Here is a 24228-nt window from a genome sequence, read left to right as displayed (position 1 = left end):
CTACCGCAGAGGGTGACACCGGGGAGAAGCGCATGACACACACCAGGAAGAAGAGCTCGAAGCGATTGGCGCGGCAGCGGGCCTGGAACGACCTCAGCCCCCGTGAACAGACCGGGGTCCTCGTCGCCGGATCGGTGCAGCTCGCGCTCGCCGCGACCGCGTGGACGGACCTGGCGCGGCGTCCGGCCGCGCTCGTCAACGGGCCGAAACTCCTGTGGACCGTCATCATCGGCGTGAACTTCATCGGGCCGATCGCCTACTTCGTGGGCGGCAGGCGGAAAGTGCCCGCAACAACTCCGGTGCCCGTGGCGGCATCGGAGCCCGAAGCCGGTTCAGTGCCCCCTGTGGTCGACGAAGGCGAGTCGGGGCCCATGCCGGGGCTTGCCTAGGCTCCCGGAGACCTCCAGCAGGCGGACCACCCGGTACCGGTGCGGCTGCCAGATGCGCATCGCGGCGACCATGAGCGCGTCGTCGAAGTCCGCGTCGAACAGGGTGTGGCCGATCGCCCCGGCGAGGTGGTAGTCCCCCACCGAGAGCGCATCGGCGTCACCGAACGCCCGCTGGGCGACTTCCGCCGCGGTCCACTCTCCGATCCCCGGCACCGCGCGCAGCCGTGCGCTCGCCTCGGCCGCCGACAGGTCGCTTGCTGCCTCCAACTGACGCGTCACGGCGAGGCAGGTCATCACCGTGCGGGACCGCTGCGGGTCGACGCCGGCGCGATGCCATTCCCAGGAGGGAATGAGTTGCCAGGCCCGCGCCGACGGCGGCACGCGCATTCCGGCGGGTGCCGGGCCGGGCGCCGGTGTCCCGTGCGCACGGACAAGGGCGCGGAACGAGGCCGTGGCCTGCAGGCTGATGACCTTCTGTTCGAGGATCGCGGGGATGAGCGATTCGATGACCCGCCCGGTGCGGGGGATCCGCAGGCCGGGCCAGTGCCGGTGCGCGTCCCGCACGAGCGGATGCTGCGCGTCGAACCCCGAAGGATCGTCGCGCTCCCCGAGAAGTTCCGGCGCGCCCTCGACGGCCTCCTTCGCGCCCTCGCCCCACGCCTCGCAGCGCAGCTCCGTCAGGCCGGACTGGGTGAGTCGCAGGGTTGCGGGCCCGGACCGCGTGAGCGTGGTGCGCCACACGGCACCGTCCGGGCTCACCTGGAACGTGGGGTCTGCACGGCCCCGGCGCAGGCGGGAAAGGGTGAGACCGACATCCGTCGGATGGGCCGGCCGCCACCGGCTCGAGCAGTCGGGTGCCCCCGGTGCGTTGTCAGGTCCCGTCGCTGTGCCCACCCTGACAGCCTAGGGACTGCGTCCGACAGGCCGGGCGTTTCCGCAGGATCAATGCGCTTCGGGTGCGCTTCGAACCTCGGACGCTGAACCTCTGAACCCCCGGTGCCTGGTCAGTGCGCCCCGACCGTGAGGTGCTGCTTGACAATCGGCTCGATCCGCACACTCGTGCGTTCGCAGCCCGAGCACTTGAGCACGTAGAGCGGCAGCGTGACCTGCTTCGCGTGCGCGGCGTTCGGTGTGAGCTGCGCCGATGAATGGCAGAACGGACACGTGATCAGCATGGTTGAGTCCCCTAATTCTCTTACCCGCCACGGTTTTGTAACGTGTACTTCAACGCTAACTCTCCAAACCCGTCGTGGTACCCCCTAGACGGATGTGACGAACTATGTATCCGCACAGAAACGGATGCCTGCCACCGGTCGTGCCCGTCCGATGGCGCCGCTATGGGCTCAGTCCGTGTCGGAGTGCTCGACGACGAAGTCCGCACCCGGGTAGACGACACTCTGGTGCCCTTCGCCGAAGCTAACGAGGTACGGCGGCTGGCCGTCGGGGCCGCGGACCTCGATGATCTCCCCGTGTTTGTCGGGTGTCTCGACCGTCCGGCCGCGAATGATGATTCTGTTGCCGATGATTGCGCGCATGCCCACGCACCTCCTGCGGTTCAAACTACGCCGGGGTGGCCGTTCTCAACAGGGCAGGTCTTCCGGCGGCGGGCAACCCGCCGGCCCGATCCGGAGCCGGTCGCAGAGGGCGGTGAGCTGCTCGAGTTCCTCGTTGGAGAGGGCGTCGCCGAAGCGGGCCGAGATCGAGCCCATGTGGTCGACCGCGACCCTGCGGAACAACGCGTACCCGGCATCCGTCAGCTCGACGATGGCGCCGCGCCCGTCGTTGGGGTCGGTGACCTTGCGGATATACCCGCGCGAGGCCATGCGGTCGATCAGGCGGCTCACGCTCGGCTGGGTGAGCAGAACGTGCTGGTTCAGTTCACGCAGGCGGATGCGGCCATCCGGCTCCCTGGAGAGGTTGAAGAGCACGTCGTATTCGTTGAAGGAGATCTCGCGGGACGGGAAATCGCTCGCGAGGCTGCGCATGATCGCCACCTGCGCGCGGAAGAGCGACTCCCAGGCGGATACTGCGGCCGCTCGATCCGTCACCGGTCCTCCTCAGTCGTGTCTTCCCAGACTAGAGAATCTACGCCGACCCTCGCTGCACAGCTCTTGGCGAATTCGCAGAAAAAATACAGGCGCACAGCTAGCGTTCCGTTACCGGTTCGTTATATATTCGTTGTGCGTCAACCGTTTGCTGTGGCGGAAGACGCGAAATGTGATTGCAGGACACTCTTGGTGCAAGGGAAGAGGGTCGGTCGTTAAGCCTCTACGACCGGCCCTCAATCACTTTAACGCCCCGTCCGCGTCATGACCCCGCCGCTCAGTGCCTACCGAGCACCGCCGCGGCTCATCGCGTATCCACTCGCGCTTGGGCCTCGCGTCTTCTGAGTTCCGGAAAAGACACCTTCGTGTGTTCGACGAAGGTGTTCTTTCCGCAACTCAATCCAGCTGAGCGTCGGTGAAGGTTGCCGGACTGACCCTAGAAGACGTCGGGGCTCGGCGTCGTCGACTGGCGGATCGAGACATCCGCGTGACGGTCGAAGCGGTAGCCGACGCCGCGCACGGTGCGCACGATGTCTTCGTAACGGCCGAGCTTGGCGCGCAGGCGGCGCACGTGCACGTCGATCGTGCGCTCGTTGGGCGCGTCGTCCTCATCTGCGGCGTCCCAGAGCTTTTCGATGAGTTCGGCACGCTCGATCGTGCGGCCTTCACGCAGCACCAGGTACTGCAGGAGTTCGAATTCCTTGTACGTCAGCGCCGCGGTCTCGTTGTCGAGCACGACGCGCTTGCGGGAGATGTCCACGACGACGCCGCCGGCGGCGCGGTCCGGGTCGGCCACGGTGCGGTGGCGGGCCAGGGCGGCCGGGTCCTGAAGGGCGAGGCGAACGACGTCCACGTCGCGGCCGCCGGCCCCTGCCGGGGCGAGCGCCACGGCGGCGTGGGTTTCCGCGTGCGGGGCGAGTTCCTCGGTGAGGGCCTTGAGCGCCTCGACGATGCGGTGCAGCGAGGTGCCGGCCGCGGCGGCCTTGGCCTCGTCGATGCCGACGTAGAGCACGAAGCCGCGGGCCTCTGTGCCCTCCGGGACGGCGCGGATGCGGGGAGCGGCGGGGGCCGGCGCCAGGGCGAGTGCCGGGCGGGCGTTGTGGATGGAGCGGGCGGTGTCAATGTGTGCGAGCGACATGGCAGGAGTCCTTGGGGGTGATGATGCTGGGGTGAACCCGGCGCTCTGCGCGGTTGCGGGTTCGGCAATGGTCGTTGCGACCGGGTGCGGAGCGTCAGAGTGGCTCCGGGAGTTCAACCGACGACTCAGAACCGCGGTGTGCTACACGGGGTTCGGAGGCGAGAGGGGAAGCTCGGCGAGGGTGTCGCGATTCAGCGGCACATTCGGCAACACTCAGCGCGCATGCCGGGCATCATCATGCCGGCATTCCCAAGGGCCTCGAGGGAGGTCAGGAGGCGGAGGGAGGTTGTCATAACTGTGAGTAAAGCCCACTGTTACGGCGTGTGTCAACTTTGTGACGCAGGAAGCCGGGAAACCTGCTGCATCACGTTCGCCCCGGTCGGGTCGAACGGGAGGATCCGTGCCCGATGGACACTTTGTCAGATCTTCCTCGATGAAAAGCCACTTCATCAAAGATTCGTGAAAGTACTGCCTTGCTGCGCTCGTGTGTCGCAGGACCTGCGCGTTCCGCCGGTGTGGTCGGGGCCGGCGGAACGGGGGGAGTGTGCTCTAGACGAGTCCGTACAGACGGTCGCCGGCGTCGCCGAGTCCGGGAACGATGTAGCCGAGCTCGTTGAGGCGCTCGTCGACGGCGCCGAGGACGATCGAGACCTCACGACCGGGGAATGCCGCCTCGACGGCGGCGAGGCCCTCGGGCGCTGCCAGGATGCAGATGGCCGTGACGTCGACGGCGCCGCGATCGAAGAGGAACTTGATGGCCGCGATCAGCGAGCCTCCGGTGGCGAGCATCGGGTCGAGCACGAAGCACTGGCGGTCGGAGAGGTCGTCGGGCAGGCGCTCGGCGTACGTGGTCGGCTGGAGGGTCTCCTCGTTGCGGGCCATGCCGAGGAAGCCGACCTCCGCGGTCGGCAGCAACTTGACCATGCCCTCGAGCATGCCGAGGCCGGCGCGCAGGATCGGCACGACGAGCGGCTTCGGGTCGCTGATCTGCACCCCGTGGGCCAGCCCGACCGGGGTTTCGACGGTAATGTCTTCGACCCGCACCCCGCGGGTTCCCTCGTAGGCGAGGAGCGTCATGAGCTCCTCCACGAGGGAGCGGAAGAGCGGTGAGGAGGTGCGTTTGTCCCGCAGAACCGTCAGTTTATGGGTGATGAGCGGATGGTCGGCTACATGGACTCGCATAGGCTCAATCTACTAGCTGGGGGAGGTATCCGGATGGGCGAGCAGGGTCGCGAGCACCGCGAATGGATGGAGCTTGCCCTCCGGGAGGCCCGCGCCGCCCTCGAAACGGGCGACGTTCCCGTCGGCGCGATCGTGGTCGACGCCTCCGGGGCTGTCATCGGCCGCGGCCGCAACGACAGGGAGGCACGGCAGGACCCGACCGGCCACGCCGAGATCGTCGCCATCCGGGCAGCGGCCGCAGCTCTCGGCGACTGGCACCTGACCGGTTGCACGCTCGTGGTCACGCTCGAACCCTGCGTGATGTGTGCGGGCGCGATCCTGGCCGCGCGCATCCCGGTCGTCGTCTTCGGCGCCTGGGACGAGAAGGCGGGCGCGGCCGGCTCCGTCTACGACGTGCTGCGCGACCGCAGGCTCAACCATCGTGCCGAGGTCTACGCCGACGTCGACGCCGAGGAGTGCGGCGCCCTGCTCCGGGAGTTCTTCAGCGATCCAGCCCGTCGAGCCATTCGCTGAACAAAGCGCGGGACGCATCCTGCATTGTCCCGGCGTAGAGCTCGCGCTCCGCGCGCAGCGCCTCAGGGTCGAGGCCGGCCGCGGCGAGCTCGGCGGCGGATGCCTGCATCCAGACCTCGTGCATGGCCGGTGTCACTTCGGGGTGGAATTGCACGGCGAGCGCCCAGTTGCCGATGGAGAAGGCCTCGTTGCCGTACTGCGGTGAGCCGGCGAGGCGGGTCACGCCCTCCGGGAGGTCGAAGGTGTCGCTGTGCCACTGCAGCACCGGAACGCCGGCCACGTGGCGGAGCGGTCCGGCGGCGCCGAGACTCGTGGGCTCGACCGTGCGGAAGCCGATCTCGTTGGTCGGCCCCGGGTAGACCCTGGCGCCGAGGGCGTTGGCCATCAGCTGCGCGCCGAGGCACACGCCGAACACCGGGCGCTCTGCGGCGAGCCGGTTCTGCAGGATCGTGATCTCCTCCGCGAGCGCGGGGAACCGGTCGGTCTCATACGCTCCCATCTCGCCGCCGAGCACGACGACGAGGTCGGCGGCCGTCGGGTCGATCCCCGCGAGGTCGTCGCTGAGGATCTCGACGTAGTCCACCGTGTAGCCGTGCTCGTGGAGCACGGGCTCGAGGTTGCCGAGATGGATGGTGGCGTCGTGCCGCAGCACGAGCGCCGTCCGCGTCACAGCGACCGGTGCGGCATCCGTGGCCGCGGCGGCCGGCACTGCGCTCATTCCCGGCCCCGGATGATGATGGTGTCGGTGAGCGGGCCGTGCTGGCTCGGGTCGTGGAACACGTCGGGCTCGAGGTAGATCGCGCGGGCGCTCGGCATGGCCGCCCGCACCCGTTCCTCGATCACGTCGATCGACGCCGCGACGTCGGAGAAGCGCAGTTCGGCGTCGAACGCGAGCTTCGCGGCCACGAGCAGTTCGTCCGGCCCGAGGTAGAGCGTCTTCATGTGGATGATGCGCTGGGTCTCCGGGCCGTTCAGGATCGCACGCTGGATCTTGGCGGTGTCGGCGGTGCCGGCGCCCTCGCCGACGAGGAGGCTCTTCGTCTCGATTCCGAGCACGATCGCCACGAGCACGAGGAGCACGCCGATGCAGATGGTCCCGATCGCGTCCCAGATCGGGTCGCCGGTGACGATGGTCAGGCCGACGCCGAGGAACGCGAGCACGAGCCCGCTGAGCGCCGCGACGTCTTCGAGCAGCACGACGGGCAGCTCGGGGGCCTTCGCGTGGCGGATGAACTGCACCCAGGTCTCCTTGCCCCTGGTGTGGTTCGACTCCTTGATCGCGGTGCGCAGCGAAAACGATTCGAGGGCCATGGCCACGAGCAGCACGAGGATCGGCAGCCACGGCACCTCGAGCGGGTGCGGGTCTTGCAGCTTCTGCACGCCCTCATACAGGGAGAACACGCCGCCGATGGAGAACAGGATGATCGAGACGACGAAGGCGTAGACGTAGCGTTCGCGCCCGTAGCCGAACGGATGCTCGGTGTCGGCGTCCTTACGTGACTTGCGGCCCCCGAGCAGCAACAGCAGCTGGTTGCCGGAGTCGGCGAGGGAGTGCACGCCCTCCGCGAGCATCGAGGAGGAACCGGAGAACGCCCAGGCGATGAGTTTTGTCGCGGCGATGCCCAGGTTCGCCCCGAGTGCCGCGATGATGGCCTTGTTCCCCGAAGATGCGCTCATGGAGCAATTCTAGGAGGCCCCCGAGGCTGCGAAACGCCCCGAAAGTAGACTGGTTGCATGACCGAGACTGCCGCCACCGCGGTGACCCCCACCGTCCTGCCCGCCATCGCCTTCCTCGGGGCCGGATCGATGGCGCGTGCCGTCCTCACCGGGCTGCTGACCCCCGCCGTGACGGTCGAGGGCGGCATCCGCGCCACCAACCGCACCGCGGAGAAGGCCGCAGAGCTGCGGGACCTGCCCGGCGTCACCGCGTGGGCCACCGCGCTCGATCCGGACGCCAACCGCACCGCTGTGACCGGGGCCCGCATCGTCGTCGTCGCGGTGAAGCCGGCGATGGTGCCCGACCTCCTTCGCGAGATCGCGTCGTCGCTCGCGCCGGGCACCCTGGTGCTGAGCGTCGCGGCCGGCGTCACGATCGCCACGTTCGAAGCGCTCCTGCCGGCATCCGTCGCCGTGATCCGGTCGATGCCCAACACCCCCGCCCTCGTCGGCAAGGCCGTGACCGGCCTGAGCGCAGGCACCCGCTCCACCGAGGCCGACCTCGACCTGGCCAGGGCCCTGTTCGGCACCGTCGGTTCGGTGCTCGTCGTTCCGGAGGAGAAGCTCGACGCGCTGAGCACGATCAGTGGCTCCGGCCCGGCCTATGTGTTCTACCTGATCGAGGAGTTCACCCGCACGGCCATCGACAAGGGCTTCACCCCCGAGGAGGCCGCCGTGCTCGTCAACGGCACCTTCCTCGGGGCGAGCACCCTTCTCGCGGCAAGCCCGCTGTCGCCCGGCGAACTGCGCCGCCAGGTGACGAGCCCGCACGGCACCACGGAGCGCGCGGTGTGGGAACTCGAGAAGGGCGGCCTCAAGGACCTCTTCGACCGGGCGACGGATGCCGCACTCGCCCGTGCCCGCGAACTCGCCGCCCCGGCGGAGTAACCAGCCGGCGTCACGCGCGGCACGATCCGTGTGCTGCGGCGCAATCGAGGCCGGGACCAACGGCCTGGGGCGTCGGCACTGAGGAAAGCACCCCGCCAGGCTGTGCAATTCTGCCCGTCATCTGGACTAAGTTTCGACTATGACTCAACGACGGTATGCACGGCTCACCCTCCTCGCTGCAGCCGCCGTCGCCGCGCTGATGGCTGGCTGTGCGTCACCGTCGACAGACGTCGCCGCGCCCGCGCCGACTGCAACGACCAGCGCGAGTGACCTGGCCACGACGACGCCCACCCCGGCAGAGACGCCGACGACGGCTCCGTCTTCGGCCCAGACAACCTGCCCGACAGCGTTCGTCGACGCCGAGAATGCGAAGCTGACCCAGGACGGGCTTGCACCGCGAAGCCCCGGCGCGAACACGGACCTCGACGCTCTGGCGGGCGCGACGGGTCTGCGTTGCACGTGGACCAAACCGGGCACAGACATCGTGGTGTGGTACGGAGAATGGCCCGGCGACCTGGGAACGTGGGAGGACGTGCGCACGAAGCTTTTGGCCGACGGGTACACGGCGACGGGGGACCTGTCGGTGTCGAGACCGGTTTCCGAGTACGATTCGGCCGTCTCGTACCTCGGTGGCGTGCTGTACTACGTGAGTCCTTCCTCACTGATCGCCTCGGTTCGAGCCCTGGAGTAGAAGCTCAGCCGCAGGCTTCTTCCGAATCTCACCAGGCCCGGCCGCAGGACGTGCGGCAATCCGGCAAACGGGGTCGTCGTAGTATCCCTTCGCGGGAATGACTAGCCTAAAGGTATGGCAGACATCTTCGGCGTGGTGGCGGACTCGACTCGACGCGAAATATTACGCATTCTCCTCGAGCGATACAACCAGTCCGGGGCTGCCGGCGGCGAGCTCAGCGTGTCTGACATCGTCGTGCAACTCGGCCTCAGCCAGCCGACCGTCTCCAAGCACCTCAAGGTGTTGCGCGAGGCAGGACTCGTCGGCGTGCGCGAGGCAGGGCAGCACCGTTATTACCATCTCGACTATGCCCCCCTGGAGGAGATCGAAGACTGGCTGATCCCATTCCTGAGCGTCGATTTCGACGCCGCAACGGAGGAGGAAGCCGAAGAGGCCGAGGGTCTCAAGGAAGAACAGCGGGCCTTCGCGACCGCGATCGGCAAGGTCTTCGCCGACACCTCATTCCAGGTCGCGCATGCCGTCAAAGACGTTAAACCGCGCAAATGGCGGAAGAACGAATAGAACAATCAGCAGTACTCGACCGGCAACCGCCGACCGAGCGTCGAGCGTCGCGCTTATCCGCTAGACTGGCACTTTCGTGTCTGTCGCGAATCTCGCGGCGAAATCAAATCTTGTGAGGTCCGTGTGGGTTCTGTAATTAAGAAGCGACGCAAGCGTATGGCGAAGAAGAAGCACCGCAAGCTGCTTCGTAAGACCCGCCATCAGCGTCGCAACAAGAAGTAGGACGGCTTAGCCCGTCCCCAAGCGTGAGCGTTAGGTCCTTCCGGGCCTAGCGCTTTTTGCTTGCCCGGACCCGGTTCGCGCGCGCAGCCCGGCGGATGCTCGCCCGCTTCATCCGCATCACGGGCCAGTCGCGCGCCGCCGCATACCGCGCGAGCGCGGCGTCCGGGTTGACCACGACCGGGTGGCCGACCAGGTCGAGCAGCGGAATGTCGTTGTGGGAGTCCGAGTACGCCCAGCAGTCTGCGAGGTCGACCCCGCTCGCCGTCGCTCGTGCCCGGGCCGCCTCGGACTTCAGCGCGCCGTGACAGACCCCGGCGGCCAGACGACCCGTGAAGATGCCGTCATCGGCCTCGAGCACGGTCCCGACCGCGCCCGTGAAGCCGAGGCGCACGGCGATCACGTCGGCGACCTCCTGCACGCTCGCGGTGAGCAGCCAGACCTCGTGGCTGTTCTCGAGGTGCCGCCTGGCCACCGCGACCGTCTCCGGCCAGAGCCGGCGGGTGAGCTTCGTGTCGAAGATCTCCTCGCTCAACCGGATGAGCTCGGCCTGTTCGAACCCGACGGCGACTTCGAGGGCACGCAGCAGCACCGTGGAGAGGTGATCGCGGTTCTCGCCGACGGCGAGGAACCGGGCCTGCTTCCAGCCGAAGGAGGTGATATCGCGCCGGGTGATCAGCCCGCACCGCCAGGCGGCGACGCCCAGATGATAGAGGCTCGCCCCTCGCATCAGGGTGTTGTCGACATCGAAGAACGCGATGGCGCGCGGGGGAGTGGCTTGGAACATCTCCCTTGGAGTCTAGTTGGGTCACCATGCCGTGCCCGGCTTAGGCTGAGTGCATGCCCACTGCACTCCTCACCCTGATCGGCAAGCCCGGCTGTCACCTCTGCGACGATGCTCGTGAACTCGTGACGGATGTCGTCCGCACCCTCGACGGAACGCCCGGAGCACCGGAGATGGCCATCGAGGAGCGTTCGATCCTGGACGACGCGGCCCTGAGCGAGCTGTATCTGGAGGACATTCCCGTGCTGATGATCAACGGCAAGGTGCACAACTACTGGCGGATCGATCCCGACCGGCTCCGCGCGGCCCTTCTGGCCGTCAAATGATCCGGCACGTGGTGTCGTGGCGGCTCGCCGCAGCAGACCCCGCCGCACGTGCGGCCGATGCCGCCGAAATCGTCGAGCGCCTCGAGGCCCTCGTCGGCGTCGTCCCCGAGATCCGCACCCTGCAGGTCGGCACGGATGTCGTCGGGAACCCCAACTGGGACGTCGTGCTGATCGCGGACTACGAAGACCTCGACGCGCTCGCGCGCTACCAGGCGCATCCGGCCCACGAGGCCGCGGGTGCCTTCATCCGCTCCGTCGTCGCCGAGAAGGCCACGGTCGACGTCCAGTTCTGAACCCGGCGGTCTTCAGACGGCGATTCGCCACGCAACGCCGAAACGCAGGACGTCCGGGCTGCTGAGGCTGTGTGAGCCTCAGGGCGCCGGAAATCCTGCGTTTCGTGGTGCCGTCGGGGCCGTGGCCCCCGCGATTTACGGCTCGAGGCGGGTCGGGCCGCGGAACAGGTAGGTGACCTCGCGGATGCTGGCCTGGTGCAGCATCAGCATGAGCACCCGGGCGAGGCCCATGCCGAAGCCGCCGTGCGCGGGGACGCCGTAGCGGAAGAAGTCGAGGTAGCCGCCGAGCTCTTCCGGGTCGAGGCCCTTCTCGATCGCCTGGGCGGTGAGCACGTCGATGCGATGCTCACGCTGCGCGCCGGTGGAGATCTCGGTGCCGTTGAAGATCAGGTCGTAGCTGTTGGTGATGGTCTGGTCGTTCTCCGGACGCATGTGGTAGAACGGGCGGATGCTCGCGGCGTAGTCGGTGAGGAACACGAACTCGTGGCCGTAGGTCTCGAGCACGTACGCGGCGATCTGGCGCTCGCCCTCCGGGTCCATGTCGTCGTCGTCGCGCGGAACCTCGTAGCCGCGGCTCTTGACGATCTCCTTGGCCTCGGCGAGGGGGATGCGCGGGAACGGCTGCGTCGGAACGCTCACCTCGACGCCGAACAGGGCGAGTACTTCTTCGCCGTGCTTGGCCTTGACGGCCGTGAAGCCGGCGACGAGGAGTTCCTCGTGCAGCTGCATGACGTCTTCGTGGCTGTCGATCCAGCTGATCTCGGCGTCGACGCTCGTGAACTCGGTCGCGTGGCGGCTCGTGAAGGACGGGTCGGCGCGGAATGCCGGTCCGACTTCGAAGACCTTGCCGAAGCCGGCGGACTGGGCCATCTGCTTGAAGAACTGCGGGCTCTGCGCGAGGTAGGCCTTGGTGTCGAAGTAGTCGACCTCGAAGAGCTCTGCACGGGACTCGCTCGCGCTCGCCATCAGCTTCGGGGTGTGCAGCTCGATGAAGTCGTGTTCGATCCAGTAGGTGCGCAGAGCGTGCTCGAAGGTGGTCTGGATGCGGAAGATCAGGTTCTGCTTCGGCTGGCGCAGGTCGAGGAAGCGCCAGTCGAGGCGCTTGTCGAGGCTCGAGTCCGCGGCGATCGGCGTCTCGGGGATGGCGGCGGTGACGACCGTAAGCGTCGCGAGCTTGATCTCGATCCCGCCGAGCTTGACGCGTTCGTCGTGCTTGAGCTCACCGGTCACGGTGATGAAGCTGCCCTGGGCGAGCGCGGAGATCGTGGAAGCCGGCTCGTCGGCGACGACGGCACCGTCGGCATCCGTCGTGCGGGGGTTCACGAGCTGCACCGCACCAGACTCGTCGCGCAGCACGACGAACTGCACCTTCTTCTGGTCGCGGACCGTGTCGACCCACCCCGAGACCGTCACGGTTCCGTTGGAGAGGGCGGCCAGGTTCTTGATCAATACGCGCGAAGTCACCAGATAAGTTTAGCGGCACCGGCTCTCGGCTAATTCATGGGCACCTCCTCCGTAGAATGAGCGGGTGGTAGCCAGCCAGATCCATCTCGTCCGTCACGGTGAAGTGTTCAATCCCGAGCGCGTGCTGTACGGCAGGCTGCCCGAATTCCGGCTCTCCGATCTCGGCGCCGCCATGGCGACCACCGCCGCCGTCGATCTCGCCGAACGGGGCCGGCCGGTGCGCCGCGTCATCGCCTCCCCCCTGCAGCGCACGCGCGAGTCCGCGGCGCCGATCGCCGCGGCGTTCGGCCTGCCCGTCGAGATCGACGAGCGCATCATCGAACCGACCAACAAATTCGAGGGCAAACGGATGTCTGGCGAGCACAGCGCCCTGCGCGACCCGCGCAACTGGCCGGCCATGCTCAACCCGCTGCGACCGAGCTGGGGCGAACCGTACCGGGCGATCTCCGCGCGGATGCTCGCCGCGATCGACGAGGCCTTCAACTCCGTGACCGACGGCGACGTCGTGCTCGTCAGCCACCAGCTGCCGATCTGGATGGTGCACCGCTCCCTCGCCGGCGAGCGGCTCGCGCACGACCCCCGCGGCCGCCGCTGCGCCCTGTCGAGCATCACCACGCTGTCCTGGCGCGGCGAGGGACTCGTGGAGATCAGCTACGCGAACCCGGCAGCCGCGCTGCAGGCCGGGGCCACGGACGTAGGAGCGGTGTGAAGGCCGCTCCCGGGAACGGAATGCCCCCGCGTCGGCGCCGCGCCGCCGGCCTGGGCGGCCTGACAGGGCTGCTCGCCCTTGCCCTCGTGCTCACCGGCTGCTCGACCGACCCGCTCGCCGACCAGTACCGTGCCGGCAGCAACAAGGGCTTCATCGCCGGCGACGGCAGCGTCACGGAGATCGCCGCCGCCGACCGCGGAGCCGCCGTGACCTGGAGCGGTCTCGACGAGACCGGCGCCGCCGTGTCGAACACCGACTACGCCGGAAAAGTGCTCGTGGTCAACTTCTGGTACGCAAGCTGCGCCCCGTGCCGCGCCGAGGCCCCGGCCCTGCAAAAGCTCAACGCCGAGTTCTCCGGCAAGGGCGCCGAGTGGCTCGGCGTGAACGTGCGCGACCAGGCCGCGAACGCGATCGCATTCAACCAGAGCTACGGCATCACCTACCCCTCGATCATGGATGTCGACGGTGGGGCCATGCAGCTCGCCTTCAGCGGCAGCATCCCGCCCAACGCGGTGCCGACCACCCTCGTGCTCGACAAGAGCGGCCGGGTCGCCGCGCGCATCCTCGGCGCCCTGTCGACGCCGTCGATCCTGGAGACCATTGTGCGCGACGCCATCGCCGAGGTCCCCGCGGCGTGAACAATCCCTTCGGCGAAATCGTCTTCAGCGGCCAGCTCCTGTTTGCGATTCCCATCGCTGTCCTGGCCGGGCTCGTCTCGTTCGCGTCCCCATGCATCCTGCCGCTCGTGCCCGGCTACCTCGCATACATCGGCGGGTTCACCGACGGCCGGTCGACGGCCGGCCGCGGCGACCGGCGCGGCCGGAACCGGCTCCTGGCCGGCGTCGGCCTCTTCGTGCTCGGCTTCACCCTCGTCTTCGTGCTGACCGGGGTCGTCTTCGGCGCCGCCGGGTTCTGGCTCAACCAGTACCGCGACCTCGTCACCCGGATCGCCGGCGTCGTCGTGATCCTGCTCGGGCTCGTCTTCGTCGGCCAGTTCGCCGCCCTGCAGCGCACGATGAAGACGACCTGGCGCCCGCGCGCAGGGCTCGCCGGCGCCCCGCTACTCGGCACGGTCTTCGCGGTCGGCTGGACCCCGTGCACCGGTCCGACGCTCACCGCGATCAACTCGCTCAGCCTCACCACGGGCTCCCCGTGGCAGGGCGGCCTGCTCGCGCTGTTCTACGCGCTCGGCCTCGGCATCCCTTTCCTTCTCATCGCGCTCGGCCTCAACTGGGCGACCGGGGCGGTGTCGTTCCTGAAACGGCACGTCCGCGCGATCAATCTGTTCGGGGGCGTGCTCCTCGTCGTCATCGGCGTCCTCATGGTGACCGGCGTCTGGAATGCCTGGCTCCTCGACCTGCAAGGAGTGATCGGCAGTTATGTCCCGGCCATCTGACCACTACGATTCCCCAGCGCCGGCCCCGGCGTCCGACGACGTCACCCAGCCCAGGCTGGGCCTTATCGGCTGGCTGCGCTGGTTCTGGCGCCAGCTCACCAACATGCGCACCGCCCTGTTCCTGCTCCTCCTGCTGGCGATCGCCGCCGTGCCCGGCTCCCTCGTCCCGCAGCGCAGCTCGGACCCGAACGGTGTCACCCAGTACTTCGCGGACAACCCCGACCTGGCTCCCGTGCTCGACAAGATCCAGGCGTTCGACGTGTACTCGTCGGCGTGGTTCTCGGCGATCTACCTGCTCCTGTTCATCTCGCTGATCGGCTGCGTGATCCCGCGCACGAAGCACCACTTCCAGGCGCTCAGGGCTCAGCCGCCGCGCACGCCGGCACGGCTCATGCGGCTCGCCGGCTTCACCGAGCGAACGGCCCCCGCGGACACGGATGCCGCGGCCGCTGTCGACTCCGCCCGCTCGCTCCTGAAGAAGAGCGGCTACCGCGTCGCCCTCTTCGACAGCGCGCCCCGCGGCGGCGCCCGGGAATTCTCGGCGTCGGCCGAGCGCGGCTACCTGCGCGAGACCGGCAACCTCGTGTTCCACTTCGCGCTCGTCGGCATCCTGATCACGGTCGGTTTCGGCAGCGGCTTCGGGTTCAGCGGCCAACGGGTGCTCGTCGAGGGCCAGACCTTCGTGAACACCCTGCTCGCCTACGACTCGTTCAGCCCCGGCCGGTTCTTCAGCGACGCGAGCCTCGAACCGTACAAGCTCACCCTCGACGACTTCAGCGTCACCTACGAGACCCAGAACCTCAAGGCCTACGGCCAGGCGATCGACTACTCCGCCGCCGTGAGCGTCACCCGCCGCGGCGAAGCCCTCCAGAACGGCGTCGTCAAGGTCAACGCCCCGATGCGCACCGGCGGCACCGACGTCTACCTGCTCGGCAACGGCTACGCGCCCTCGATCACCGTCAAGGACCCCAACGGGGTCGTCGTCTTCACCGACGCGGTACCGTTCCTGCCGCAGGACGCGAACCTCACCTCGCTCGGCGTGATCAAGGTGCCGGACGGCCTCAGCGAACAGCTCGGCATGATCGGCTTCTTCTACCCGACCCAGGCGGCGAGCTCCACGGGCGCCTTCTACTCGTCCTACCCGGACCTCGAGTACCCGATGCTCACCCTGAACATCTACTCGGGTGACCTCGGGCTGAACGCCGGAGTGCCGACATCCGTCTACTCGCTCAACACCGACAAGATGACGCGGCTCACCGGCGGCAAGACCGGCGTGAAGTCGCTCGAGCTCAAGCCAGGCGAGACCCAGCAGCTGCCGAACGGACTCGGCTCTGTCACCTTCAATGACGCGCACCCCGGCGCCGCCGCCGGCGACTTCTCCGGCTCGGTGCTGCGCTTCGCGTCCTTCGACATCCACCACGACCCGACCCAGGTCTGGGTGCTGTCCTTCGCTGTTCTCGCGCTGCTCGGACTGCTGACGAGCCTGTTCGTGCCGCGGCGCCGCGTCTGGGTCAAGGCGATCGAGCAGGACGACGGAACGCTGACCCTCGAGTACGCGGGGCTCGCCCGCGGCGAGGACCCGGCCCTCGAAGCCGCCGTGACCGACATCGCAGACCGTCATGGGCGACTGCTGATATCCTCCACATCAGCCGTCCCGGCGACCGAACAGAATTAGGCTGACCACGTGAATCTCAACGAGCTCTCGATCCTGAGCCTCTACTCGGCGATGGCCGTCTATGCGCTCGCCTTCATTTCCTTCGCCTTCGACCTCGCGAAGCGCTCCGCGGCCGTGAAGACCGCGGACGAAGCGGCGGGCCTCGCGGCCCTGGCCGCCGTCCCGGTCGGCGTCGGCGCGGCGAACGGGACGCAACCGGTGGGCTCGACCGCGACCCTCGATGGGGCGGCCCCTGCGGGCACGGCCGGTGCCGCGGCATCCGCCGGCACGATCGTCAACCGGATCAGCGCCCGGATCGCGAACGACGCTGCCACCCCGTACGGTCGCTCGAAGAGCCTGCGGATCGGCGTCTCGCTGACCGTGCTGGCCTGGGCGATCCACCTGGTGGCCGACGTGCTGCGCGGCTTCGCGGCCGGCCGGGTGCCGTGGGCGAACATGTACGAGTTCGCCATGACGGGCACCCTGCTCATCGTGACCGTGTTCCTGATCGTGCTCACCCGTGCCGACCTGCGCTTCCTCGGCACCTTCGTGACCGGCATGGTGCTCGTCCTGCTCGGCATCGCTGCGCTGCGCTTCTACGTCGAGGTCGCCCCGCTGCCTCCGGCACTCCAGTCGGCGTGGCTCGTCATCCACGTCTTCGTCGCCTCGCTCGGCACCGGGTTCTTCGCTCTCGGCTTCGCCCTCTCCGTGGTGCAACTGCTGCAGTTCCGGCGAGAGGCGCTCGTCGCGAGCGCCGGCCGCGTGCGACTGCGCTTCCTCGCGACGCTGCCCTCGGCCGCGACCCTGGAGAACCTGGCATACCGGGTGCACATCATCGGCTTCATCCTCTGGACGTTCACCCTGATGGCCGGCTCGATCTGGGCCGAGAAGGCCTGGGGCCGGTATTGGGGCTGGGACACCAAGGAGGTCTGGACCTTCATCATCTGGACCATCTACGCCGGCTACATCCACGCGCGCGCGACCCGCGGCTGGCGCGGCTCACGCTCCGCGTGGCTCGCGATCGTCGGTTTCAGCGCGGTGATGTTCAACTTCGGCGTCGTCAACGTCTTCTTCAAGGGACTGCACGCCTACTCGGGCCTCTAGCCCTAACCAATTCGACGGAGATTTTGGGTTTCCGACGCGTAGGAGGCCGGGTAAACCGGTTCAGAACGGAAAAACTCCGTCGAATTGGTTCGGGGCGGGTCAGCCTGCGAGCGGTGCCTCGGGAGTCGCGGCGGGTTCGGCGGCGAGCAGGGCGTAGCAGCGGGTGAGGCGGGCGATCCACCAGGCGCTGCGCTCGGCGGATGCCGCGTAGCGGTCGAGCAGGTCGGCGTCCGGCACGACGCGGCGCACGGGGATGCGTCCGTCGACGGGGAGCAACGGCTCATGGGTGACGTCGGCGGCGAGCAGGGAGGCCGTGCCGAGCCCGCAGTCGAACTCGAGGCCGGGGATCGCCGCGGCGAGGTACGCGCCCATGGCGATACCGACCGAGGTGTCAAGGGCACTCGAGACGACGACCGGCAGGCCGGCCTGCTCGACGAGGTCGAGCGCGACGTGGATGCCGCCGAGCGGCGCCGCCTTGATCACGAGGATGTCGGCAGAACCGGTCGTCGCGACGAGCAGCGGATCGTCGGCGCGGCGCACACTCTCGTCGGCCGCGACGGGGATGCCGAGGTAGTCGGCGGAGCGACGGCGGATCTCGGCGAGTTCCTCGATGCTCGCGCAGGGCTGTTCGACGTACTCGAGGTCGAACTCGCCGAGGGCGTTCAGCGCGTGTTCGGCTTCGTCGAGATTCCAGAGGCCGTTCGCGTCCACCCGGATGCGTCCCTCCGGTCCGAGCACCCGGCGCACGGCGCGCACGCGTGCGACGTCCTCTGCGAGGGTCTGCCCGGGGGCGGCGACCTTCACCTTGGCCGTGCGGCACCCGGGAAAGCGGGCGAGGACATCCGCCACGAGCTCTGCGTCGATCGCCGGGACGGTCGCGTTGACCGGGATGCTCTCGCGCAGGAGGGCGGGCGTCGGGGTCCAGCCGAAGTCGATCGCGGCGCGCAGCCAGGCGACGGACTCTGCGTCGTCGTACTCGGCGAACGGTGCGAACTCCGTCCAGCCCTCGGGACCCTCGAGGAGGAGTGCCTCGCGGGTGTCGATTCCGCGGAATCGGGTGATGAGCGGCAACGCGACAATGCGGGCCGTTCCGAGCAACTCTGCGAGTGGGGGAAGCATGCTTCCAGTCTGCCAGCCGGGCGCGGGTGCGGCCGACCGGTCGCCACGCGGGTGTGGGGCCGCGCGTGTGGGGCCGCGCGCCAGATCCGCCGCTTCGCGCCAGGCATGCTGGGCGCGAAGCGGCGCACGTGGCGCGCGCGGGAGTGAAGGAGGCGCGAAGCGGCGCACGTGGCGCGCGGCCGGTGCGCCGAGTCCGTCGCGCGGGAGGCTAGAGGGAGTCGGAGTCGTGGTTGAAGACGCCGTCGACCTCGAGGTCGAGGTCGTCCCCGTTGGTGGGCTTGACGTCGATGACCGCGAACGCGATGCCGGGCATGATCAGAAGGTAGGCATCCTCGAAGCGACCACCGCCGCTGTTGACCGGAAGCCAGTACGGCTGCCCGGACGTGACGGCCGCGGTGATCTCGTTCCGGATCGACTCCGCGGACCGGCCGCCGAGGGAGTACTGCTGACCGCCATAGACGATGTCGACACGAATCATGGTTCGTCCTTCGTCGCGAGCACGGATGTCGGCCGGTGCGGCTCGGGGACGAGCTGCAGCCCGCCCGAGGAGTTGGCGGTCAGCATGAGCGCCTCCACCCAGTCGCGGTTGAGGCTCGGTGAGCGACCCCCGAAGTACTTGAAGGCGAGCGGTATCGCCGGATGCAGCCAGATCGTGCTTCGGCCGTCACCTCCGGACGGGTCGTCCCTCCACGTGAAGTAGAAGCACTCCCCTCGGCGCAGCTTGGCTCCGATGACCACCTGGATGTGTGCCAGGATGCGATCGTCAAAGTCGGCCGTCACCGTCGCGTTATAGGTGAGCTTTCCCATGATTCCCTCGTTGGCGCGTCATACAGAATTATTGCTACAAAAACGAGACGTTGCCAATGCTCATTTCGGGGGGTCTCCCGGAGCCGTGGAAAAGTTCGGAGCCGTGGAAAAGTTCAGTGCCGTGGGAAAGTCCGGTCACGCCCGAACCGGGCTGCGCGGGTGCCGAGGCGGCACCCGCACAACCCGTCAGGGACGTACCGGTCCTGCGGCGAGCTAGTCGCGCAGGTATCGTTCGAGCCGGGGCACGTGCAGGAGGGCGAGCGCGCGCTTTTCGATCTGGCGGACCCGCTCCCGGGTGACGCCCTGGATGACGGCGATCTGGTCGAGGGTGCGCGGCTCGTCGCCGTCGAGCCCGAACCGGGCCTTCAGGATCGACCGCTCGCGCGGCGGCAGAGCGTCGAGGTAGAAGCAGATGTCCGCGGCACGCAGCGTGACCGTCGCGTACTCGTCGGGCTGGGGCAGGTCGTCGTCGATGATGAGTTCCGAGATGTCCCCGACGCCGTCACCGACGGGGGAATGCAGGGAGATCGGTTCGTTGTCGTACTGCAGCAGCCGCGAGACGTCGCGGATGGGGATCTGCGCCGCCTCGGAGAGTTCCTTGAGCGAGGGGTCGCGGTCGAGGGTGCTCGTGAGGTCGCGGCGGATGCGCTTGATCTTGTTGAGCTTCTCCGCGGTGTGCACGGGGATGCGGATCATCCTGGACTTGTCGGCCATTCCGCGGTGGATCGCCTGGCGGATCCACCAGGTCGCGTAGGTGGAGAACTTGTAGCCGGTCATGAAGTCGTACTTCTCGACCGCTCGGACGAGGCCGATGTTGCCGTCCTGGACGAGGTCCATGATCGGCACCCCGCGGCCCGAGTAGTGCTTCGCGATGCTGACGACGAGGCGGAGGTTGGCTTCGATGAAATGGTTCTTCGCCCGGCCGCCGTCGTGGGCGAGCCAGGCCAGTTCCCGGGAGAGCTCGGGGTCGTCGACCCCGTGCGCGAGCTTCTCCGCGGCGAACAGGCCGACCTCGATGCGCCGGGCGAGGTTGACCTCGTCCTCGGCGCTCAGGAGGGGGCCCTTGCCGATGCGACGCAGGTAGTCGCCGAAGGCATCCGTGGATGCCCGGCTGTACCGGGAGGCTGCGGTGCTGCCGGTCGAACGCGCGGACGAGCCGGCCGGGTTGATCGAGGGGAGTGGGGCGCGATAGGAGTCTGGCGAATCGAACAGCTCGCGGGACGGAGCGGACGTGTTCATGGTGACGGTCATGGTCGTACCGCCGTTCCGATGGCATTCCGGTGTTTTCTGGTCGTGTCTGCTGGGGTCGTGCGGAACTCTGTGGTGTTCTGTGTTCGGTTTGCCACGTCGTTGTGGAGTGGCAGGTCGATTCGGGCTTTTGACTGTGTGTCTAGGTCGTTCATGACTACCTCCGGGTCTCACTCAGATCACAAGTACACATGGTGAAAATGGGGCGCTCAAGGGGGTTGACTTTGCCTCCACAAAAGGGGTATTTCTCACTTTTACCGGCGTGTCGCTTGGTTTTCCGTGCCCCGGTGTGTGAGAGCGCGGCCATCCGGTCCCGCGTCGGCCGATCAGTCCCGGGCGCCCGCGCAGGGTGCGCCGCGTAGGCTTGCTGCATGATCGAACAGGTGTCTGAAATCTTCGACCCGAGCCAGTGGCAACTCGTCCCGGGCTTCGAGTCCCTGACCGACGTGACGTACCACCACGACCTCACCGGGCAGATCGCGCGCGTCGCGTTCAACCGACCGGAGGTGCGTAACGCGTTCCGGCCGCACACCGTCGACGAGCTGCAGTCCACCCTCGAAGACGCCCGGATGAACCCGCGGATCGGCGTCGTCCTCCTCACCGGAAACGGACCGAGCCCGAGGGACGGCGGCTGGGCGTTCTGCTCGGGCGGCGATCAGCGCATCCGTGGCCGTGACGGCTACAAGTATGCGGAGGGCGACACCGCCAGCGGCATCGACAAGGCCCGCAGCGGTCGACTGCACATCCTCGAGATCCAACGACTGATCCGCTTCATGCCCAAGGTCGTCATCGCCGTCATCCCCGGCTGGGCCGCCGGCGGCGGGCATTCCCTGCACGTGGTCTGCGACCTCAGCATCGCGAGCGCAGAACACGCCAAGTTCAAGCAGACGGATGCAAACGTCGGCTCCTTCGACGCCGGTTACGGCAGCGCATACTTCGCCCGCCAGGTCGGGCAGAAGGCCGCGCGCGAGGTCTTCTTCCTGGCCCGCGAGTACTCGGCCCAGCGCGCCCTCGAGATGGGCGCGATCAACGCGGTCGTCCCACACGCGGATCTTGAGAACGAAGCCATCGACTGGGCCCGCACGATCCTGACGAAGTCGCCCACCGCCATCCGCATGCTCAAGTTCGCCTTCAACGCCGTCGACGACGGTCTCGTCGGCCAGCAGGTCTTCGCGGGCGAGGCGACGCGGCTCGCCTACGGCACCGACGAGGCCGTCGAAGGCCGAGACGCATTCCTTGAGAAACGCGATCCCGACTGGGGTCCGTACGACTGGCAGTTCTAGTCCCGCTGTGACACGGATGCTCAGGGTCGTGCCCGCCGATCGGCCGCTCGTCATGCTCGACCTGCTTCGCGACGCCCTGGACGGGCGCGGGGACGCCCTGCTGCCCGTGTTTTCCCCCGTGCCCGACCTTGCCGTCTACCGCGCCAGTTCCGCCGTTACGCGCCCGGCACGCCTGGCGCGAAACGGCGCACCCGGCGCGCACGTCCCTGTTGCGGCATCCGTCTCGCCTGTGCCCTCGCCAGTGCCCGCGACCGTTCCTGCGACAGTTCCGGACGGAACGGCGGTCGTCATCGAGACGAGCGGCTCGACCGGCGTGCCCAAGCGGGTGCTGCTCGGCGCGGCAGCCCTCCGGGCGAGCGCCGCGGCATCGAGTGCGGCGCTCGGCGGACCAGGCCAGTGGCTGCTCGCCCTGCCTGTCCACTACGTCGCGGGCGTCCAGGTGCTCGTCCGCTCGCTCTCGGCGGGAACGACACCGATCGTGCTCGCTCCCGGCCACTTCGACCCCGCCGCCTTCTTCGCAGCGGCAAGCCGGCTGACCGCACCGCTGCGCTACACCTCCCTCGTTCCTGTGCAACTCGCCCGCCTGCTCGACGCGGTCGACGCCGCTGGTGCCGCAGATCAGGACGCGGCCGGAGAATCGCTCGCACTCCTGCGCCGCTTCACCGCGATCCTCGTCGGCGGCCAGGCCATGCCTCCCGAACTGCTCGCGCGCGCCGCCTCGCTCGGCATCACCGTCGTGCGCACCTACGGCTCCTCCGAAACGGCCGGCGGATGCTGCTACAACGGCCGCCCGATCGGAGACACGGTGGTGCGCGTCGTCGCCGGCGAGCTCGAGATTTCCGGCTCCGTGCTCGCCGACGGGTACCTCGACGACCCGCTTCGCACCCGCGACCGCTTCACCGAGGAGAACGGCGTGCGCTGGTACCGCACCGGTGACCTCGGCGAGGTCGACGCCGTGACCGGCCTCGTGCGTGTGCTCGGCCGCGCGGACAACGTGATCATCTCCGGAGGCGAGAAGGTCTCCCTCGACGCCGTCGAACGGGTCGTGCGGGGCCTTCCCGGCTTCTCGGCGGCCGTCGTGGTCGGGGCGACGGATGCCCGGTGGGGCCAGGTCCCGGTCGTTGCTATCCCAGCGGCGCACGACACGGTGCCGAGCTGGTCGGGCGGCGAGGCCTCGCCCAGGTCGCGGACCGCAGTGCCGTCCTCATCCCCGGAGGCGGATACGGCGCAGCTCGCGGTCGTGATGGAAGCTGTCGCATCCGCGCTCGGCAAGGCGGCCAGGCCGAACCGCCTGCTCCTGGTCGCCGAGATTCCCGTGCTCGCTTCCGGGAAGCCCGACCGGCGCGCCCTGCAGCGCCTCGCCGAGGCCGGCAGCTGACCTGTGGTTCACCGGCCTGCGCCGGGAAGCCCGCCTGGATCCCTGAACCCTGTGACCGTGAGGCCGGGCTGCTTGGCCGAGCCCACGACACACCCCGCGAGCACGGTGACGGGCCAGCCTGGATTCGGTCGCGCACTCGCGGCATCCTCTTATCAAGCGCCCGGTAACATGAAAACGTGGCACAGGGAGCGCGGCCGGTCAGGCCCAAAATGCAGCGATTGAATCCTTCGGAGACCCTCGGGGCGTCGGCGTCCGCCGGGCAGTCGGCCGGAAAGCAGACGGGGAAGCCGGCCGGGAAACCCGCGGCCAAGCCCGCCAAGCCCGCCAACTCCGGTCGATCCGGCAACCCGGCGAAGCGGAACGGCGCAGAAGCGCACGGCCGCTCCGGACCGGCGACGGCCGGCGACTGGATCTCCGGCGCGCGACTTCGCACCCTTCCCCTCGCGATCGCCCCGGTCGCCCTCGGCACCGGCGCGGCCATCGTTGCGAGCGATCCGGGCGTCTTCCACCCGGTGCGCGCCGTGCTCGCTCTCATCGTCGCACTCTGCCTGCAGATCGGCGTGAACTACGCGAACGACTACTCCGACGGCATCCGCGGCACCGACGCCTACCGCGTCGGCCCGGCCAGGCTCACCGGCGGCGGGGCGGCGAGGCCGCGGTCCGTGCTCACGGTCGCCCTCGCCTTCTTCGGCCTCGCCGCGCTCGCCGGTCTCGTGCTGGTCGTCCTGAGCGGCCAGTGGTGGCTGCTGCTCGTCGGCGCCGCCGCGATCGTCGCCGCCTGGTTCTACACCGGCGGCAAGCGTCCGTACGGCTACTTCGGCCTCGGTGAGCTGTTCGTATTCGTGTTCTTCGGGCTCGTCGCAACCGCGGGTACGACCTTCGTGCAGGTCGGCACGGTGAACCTCGAGAGCTGGCTCGGCGGGGTCGCGATCGGCCTCATCGCCTGCGCCGTGCTCATGGTCAACAACCTGCGCGACATCGTGCCGGACAAGGCCTCCGGAAAGCGCACCCTCGCGGTGCTGATCGGCAACCTGCCCGGCCGCATCGTCTTCTGCGTGCTGCTGCTCGTGCCGTTCCTGATCGCGGCCTTCTTCGCGCTGTTCTACCCGCTCGCGTGGTTCGTGCTCTTCGTGCTCCTGCTCGCCCTCCCGGCGTGCCTGATCACCGTGACGGCGAAGACCGCGGCCGAGCTCATCCTGGCGCTCAAGCTCACGAGCTTCAGCGCGCTCCTGTACGGCCTGCTACTGGGCGCTGCTTTCGCGTTCTGACGTCGGTGATGCCGCTGACGCAGCGGTCGTGACGGGCGCAGCGGATGCCGCGG

Annotated in this window: 30 protein-coding genes; 16 read left to right on the top strand and 14 right to left on the bottom strand. The window is 68.4% G+C overall.

What is annotated here, in order from left to right; all coding sequences use genetic code 11:
- Positions 1-32: 32 nt before the first annotated feature.
- Positions 33-389, top strand: coding sequence for a PLD nuclease N-terminal domain-containing protein (locus QN350_RS09370; protein WP_322138287.1), 357 nt, complete (start codon positions 33-35; stop codon positions 387-389).
- On the opposite strand, the gene QN350_RS09365 is transcribed toward QN350_RS09370, so the two are convergent.
- From QN350_RS09365 to upp, 6 genes are all read right to left on the bottom strand, one after another.
- Positions 333-1283: a DNA-3-methyladenine glycosylase 2 family protein gene (locus QN350_RS09365; protein WP_323502723.1), complete on the bottom strand. Its 951-nt coding sequence runs from the start codon at positions 1281-1283 to the stop codon at positions 333-335. The two genes, QN350_RS09370 and QN350_RS09365, sit on opposite strands and share 57 nt — an antisense overlap.
- Before the next feature lie 110 nt (positions 1284-1393).
- Positions 1394-1564 (bottom strand): hypothetical protein, encoded by a 171-nt coding sequence (locus QN350_RS09360; RefSeq protein ID WP_322138285.1) that lies wholly within the window; start codon positions 1562-1564, stop codon positions 1394-1396.
- 168 nt (positions 1565-1732) lie between these two features.
- Entirely contained in the window at positions 1733-1924 is a 192-nt protein-coding gene (locus QN350_RS09355; RefSeq protein WP_281533353.1) for a DUF1918 domain-containing protein, read from the bottom strand.
- A gap of 45 nt (positions 1925-1969) precedes the next feature.
- Positions 1970-2437: a MarR family winged helix-turn-helix transcriptional regulator gene (locus tag QN350_RS09350; RefSeq protein ID WP_322138284.1), complete on the bottom strand. Its 468-nt coding sequence runs from the start codon at positions 2435-2437 to the stop codon at positions 1970-1972.
- 433 nt (positions 2438-2870) lie between these two features.
- Complete coding sequence (locus QN350_RS09345) at positions 2871-3572, bottom strand: winged helix-turn-helix domain-containing protein (protein ID WP_281533351.1); 702 nt, start codon at positions 3570-3572, stop codon at positions 2871-2873.
- A 549-nt stretch (positions 3573-4121) separates the two neighbouring features.
- A complete protein-coding gene (upp, locus tag QN350_RS09340) occupies positions 4122-4754 on the bottom strand; it encodes a uracil phosphoribosyltransferase (RefSeq protein WP_281533350.1) in 633 nt (210 codons plus the stop codon).
- A gap of 33 nt (positions 4755-4787) precedes the next feature.
- Here upp and tadA point away from each other — a divergent pair, with 33 nt between their 5' ends.
- A complete protein-coding gene (gene tadA / locus QN350_RS09335) occupies positions 4788-5267 on the top strand; it encodes a tRNA adenosine(34) deaminase TadA (protein ID WP_281533349.1) in 480 nt (159 codons plus the stop codon).
- On the opposite strand, the gene QN350_RS09330 is transcribed toward tadA, so the two are convergent.
- Positions 5236-5985, bottom strand: coding sequence for a glutamine amidotransferase (locus QN350_RS09330; RefSeq protein WP_322138283.1), 750 nt, complete (start codon positions 5983-5985; stop codon positions 5236-5238). The two genes, tadA and QN350_RS09330, sit on opposite strands and share 32 nt — an antisense overlap.
- Positions 5982-6944, bottom strand: coding sequence for a cation diffusion facilitator family transporter (locus tag QN350_RS09325; RefSeq protein WP_322138282.1), 963 nt, complete (start codon positions 6942-6944; stop codon positions 5982-5984). The genes QN350_RS09330 and QN350_RS09325 overlap by 4 nt, the downstream gene beginning before the upstream one ends.
- Positions 6945-7001: 57 nt before the next feature.
- On the opposite strand from QN350_RS09325, the gene proC reads away from it, so the two are divergent.
- The 4 genes from proC to QN350_RS09305 all read left to right on the top strand — a co-directional run bounded on the left by proC (position 7002) and on the right by QN350_RS09305 (position 9345).
- Positions 7002-7871 carry a pyrroline-5-carboxylate reductase gene (gene proC, locus QN350_RS09320; protein WP_322138281.1) on the top strand — a complete coding sequence of 290 codons (870 nt, stop codon included), beginning with the start codon at positions 7002-7004 and terminating at the stop codon, positions 7869-7871.
- Positions 7872-8010: 139 nt separating this feature from the next.
- On the top strand, positions 8011-8562 hold the full coding sequence (locus tag QN350_RS09315; protein WP_322138280.1) for a hypothetical protein: 552 nt from the start codon (positions 8011-8013) through the stop codon (positions 8560-8562).
- Between the two features lie 114 nt (positions 8563-8676).
- Positions 8677-9123 carry a metalloregulator ArsR/SmtB family transcription factor gene (locus tag QN350_RS09310; RefSeq protein ID WP_322138279.1) on the top strand — a complete coding sequence of 149 codons (447 nt, stop codon included), beginning with the start codon at positions 8677-8679 and terminating at the stop codon, positions 9121-9123.
- A gap of 123 nt (positions 9124-9246) precedes the next feature.
- Positions 9247-9345: a 30S ribosomal protein bS22 gene (locus tag QN350_RS09305; protein WP_003792170.1), complete on the top strand. Its 99-nt coding sequence runs from the start codon at positions 9247-9249 to the stop codon at positions 9343-9345.
- A 46-nt stretch (positions 9346-9391) separates the two neighbouring features.
- Here the strand turns inward: QN350_RS09305 and QN350_RS09300 are convergent, their stop codons facing one another.
- Entirely contained in the window at positions 9392-10129 is a 738-nt protein-coding gene (locus tag QN350_RS09300) for an HAD family hydrolase (RefSeq protein ID WP_281533345.1), read from the bottom strand.
- A gap of 53 nt (positions 10130-10182) precedes the next feature.
- Between QN350_RS09300 and QN350_RS09295 the strand changes: the two genes are divergently transcribed.
- Entirely contained in the window at positions 10183-10452 is a 270-nt protein-coding gene (locus QN350_RS09295; RefSeq protein ID WP_281533344.1) for a glutaredoxin family protein, read from the top strand.
- Positions 10449-10745: a Dabb family protein gene (locus QN350_RS09290; RefSeq protein ID WP_281533343.1), complete on the top strand. Its 297-nt coding sequence runs from the start codon at positions 10449-10451 to the stop codon at positions 10743-10745. Before QN350_RS09295 ends, QN350_RS09290 begins: the two co-directional genes overlap by 4 nt.
- Positions 10746-10880: 135 nt before the next feature.
- Here QN350_RS09290 and aspS read toward each other — a convergent pair whose 3' ends face one another.
- Complete coding sequence (gene aspS, locus QN350_RS09285; protein WP_322138277.1) at positions 10881-12209, bottom strand: aspartate--tRNA(Asn) ligase; 1329 nt, start codon at positions 12207-12209, stop codon at positions 10881-10883.
- 64 nt (positions 12210-12273) lie between these two features.
- Between aspS and QN350_RS09280 the strand changes: the two genes are divergently transcribed.
- Genes QN350_RS09280 through ccsB form a run of 5 tightly spaced genes read left to right on the top strand, consistent with a single transcriptional unit; the run spans position 12274 to position 17072 of the window.
- Positions 12274-12918 (top strand): histidine phosphatase family protein, encoded by a 645-nt coding sequence (locus QN350_RS09280; RefSeq protein WP_322138276.1) that lies wholly within the window; start codon positions 12274-12276, stop codon positions 12916-12918.
- Entirely contained in the window at positions 12915-13556 is a 642-nt protein-coding gene (locus QN350_RS09275; protein WP_322138275.1) for a TlpA disulfide reductase family protein, read from the top strand. Before QN350_RS09280 ends, QN350_RS09275 begins: the two co-directional genes overlap by 4 nt.
- The gene (locus QN350_RS09270) at positions 13553-14314 is read left to right on the top strand and encodes a cytochrome c biogenesis CcdA family protein (RefSeq protein WP_322138274.1); all 762 of its coding nucleotides are present in this window, start codon (positions 13553-13555) and stop codon (positions 14312-14314) included. Before QN350_RS09275 ends, QN350_RS09270 begins: the two co-directional genes overlap by 4 nt.
- Entirely contained in the window at positions 14298-15989 is a 1692-nt protein-coding gene (resB, locus tag QN350_RS09265; protein WP_322138273.1) for a cytochrome c biogenesis protein ResB, read from the top strand. Before QN350_RS09270 ends, resB begins: the two co-directional genes overlap by 17 nt.
- Positions 15990-16040: 51 nt before the next feature.
- Complete coding sequence (gene ccsB, locus QN350_RS09260) at positions 16041-17072, top strand: c-type cytochrome biogenesis protein CcsB (protein ID WP_322140353.1); 1032 nt, start codon at positions 16041-16043, stop codon at positions 17070-17072.
- Positions 17073-17171: 99 nt separating this feature from the next.
- Here the strand turns inward: ccsB and QN350_RS09255 are convergent, their stop codons facing one another.
- The 4 genes from QN350_RS09255 to QN350_RS09240 form a co-directional block, all read right to left on the bottom strand.
- Entirely contained in the window at positions 17172-18191 is a 1020-nt protein-coding gene (locus tag QN350_RS09255; RefSeq protein WP_322138272.1) for an o-succinylbenzoate synthase, read from the bottom strand.
- A 208-nt stretch (positions 18192-18399) separates the two neighbouring features.
- Positions 18400-18669 (bottom strand): hypothetical protein, encoded by a 270-nt coding sequence (locus QN350_RS09250; RefSeq protein WP_322138271.1) that lies wholly within the window; start codon positions 18667-18669, stop codon positions 18400-18402.
- On the bottom strand, positions 18666-18998 hold the full coding sequence (locus QN350_RS09245; protein ID WP_322138270.1) for an ATP-dependent DNA ligase: 333 nt from the start codon (positions 18996-18998) through the stop codon (positions 18666-18668). The genes QN350_RS09250 and QN350_RS09245 overlap by 4 nt, the downstream gene beginning before the upstream one ends.
- 213 nt (positions 18999-19211) lie before the next feature.
- Entirely contained in the window at positions 19212-20249 is a 1038-nt protein-coding gene (locus QN350_RS09240) for a sigma-70 family RNA polymerase sigma factor (protein ID WP_322138269.1), read from the bottom strand.
- 368 nt (positions 20250-20617) lie between these two features.
- Here QN350_RS09240 and QN350_RS09235 point away from each other — a divergent pair, with 368 nt between their 5' ends.
- From QN350_RS09235 to QN350_RS09225, 3 genes are all read left to right on the top strand, one after another.
- The gene (locus tag QN350_RS09235; RefSeq protein ID WP_281533337.1) at positions 20618-21529 is read left to right on the top strand and encodes a 1,4-dihydroxy-2-naphthoyl-CoA synthase; all 912 of its coding nucleotides are present in this window, start codon (positions 20618-20620) and stop codon (positions 21527-21529) included.
- A gap of 16 nt (positions 21530-21545) precedes the next feature.
- Positions 21546-22907, top strand: coding sequence for an AMP-binding protein (locus QN350_RS09230; protein ID WP_322140352.1), 1362 nt, complete (start codon positions 21546-21548; stop codon positions 22905-22907).
- Between the two features lie 209 nt (positions 22908-23116).
- Positions 23117-24175, top strand: coding sequence for a 1,4-dihydroxy-2-naphthoate polyprenyltransferase (locus QN350_RS09225; protein ID WP_322138267.1), 1059 nt, complete (start codon positions 23117-23119; stop codon positions 24173-24175).
- The last annotated feature ends 53 nt before the right edge of the window (positions 24176-24228 follow it).

The sequence above is a fragment of the Cryobacterium sp. 10I5 genome (assembly GCF_035019865.1).
Taxonomy (GTDB): Bacteria; Actinomycetota; Actinomycetes; order Actinomycetales; family Microbacteriaceae; genus Cryobacterium; species Cryobacterium breve_A.
Note: the sequence above shows the minus strand (reverse complement) of the source record. Positions and strands in the feature narration are given on the sequence as shown.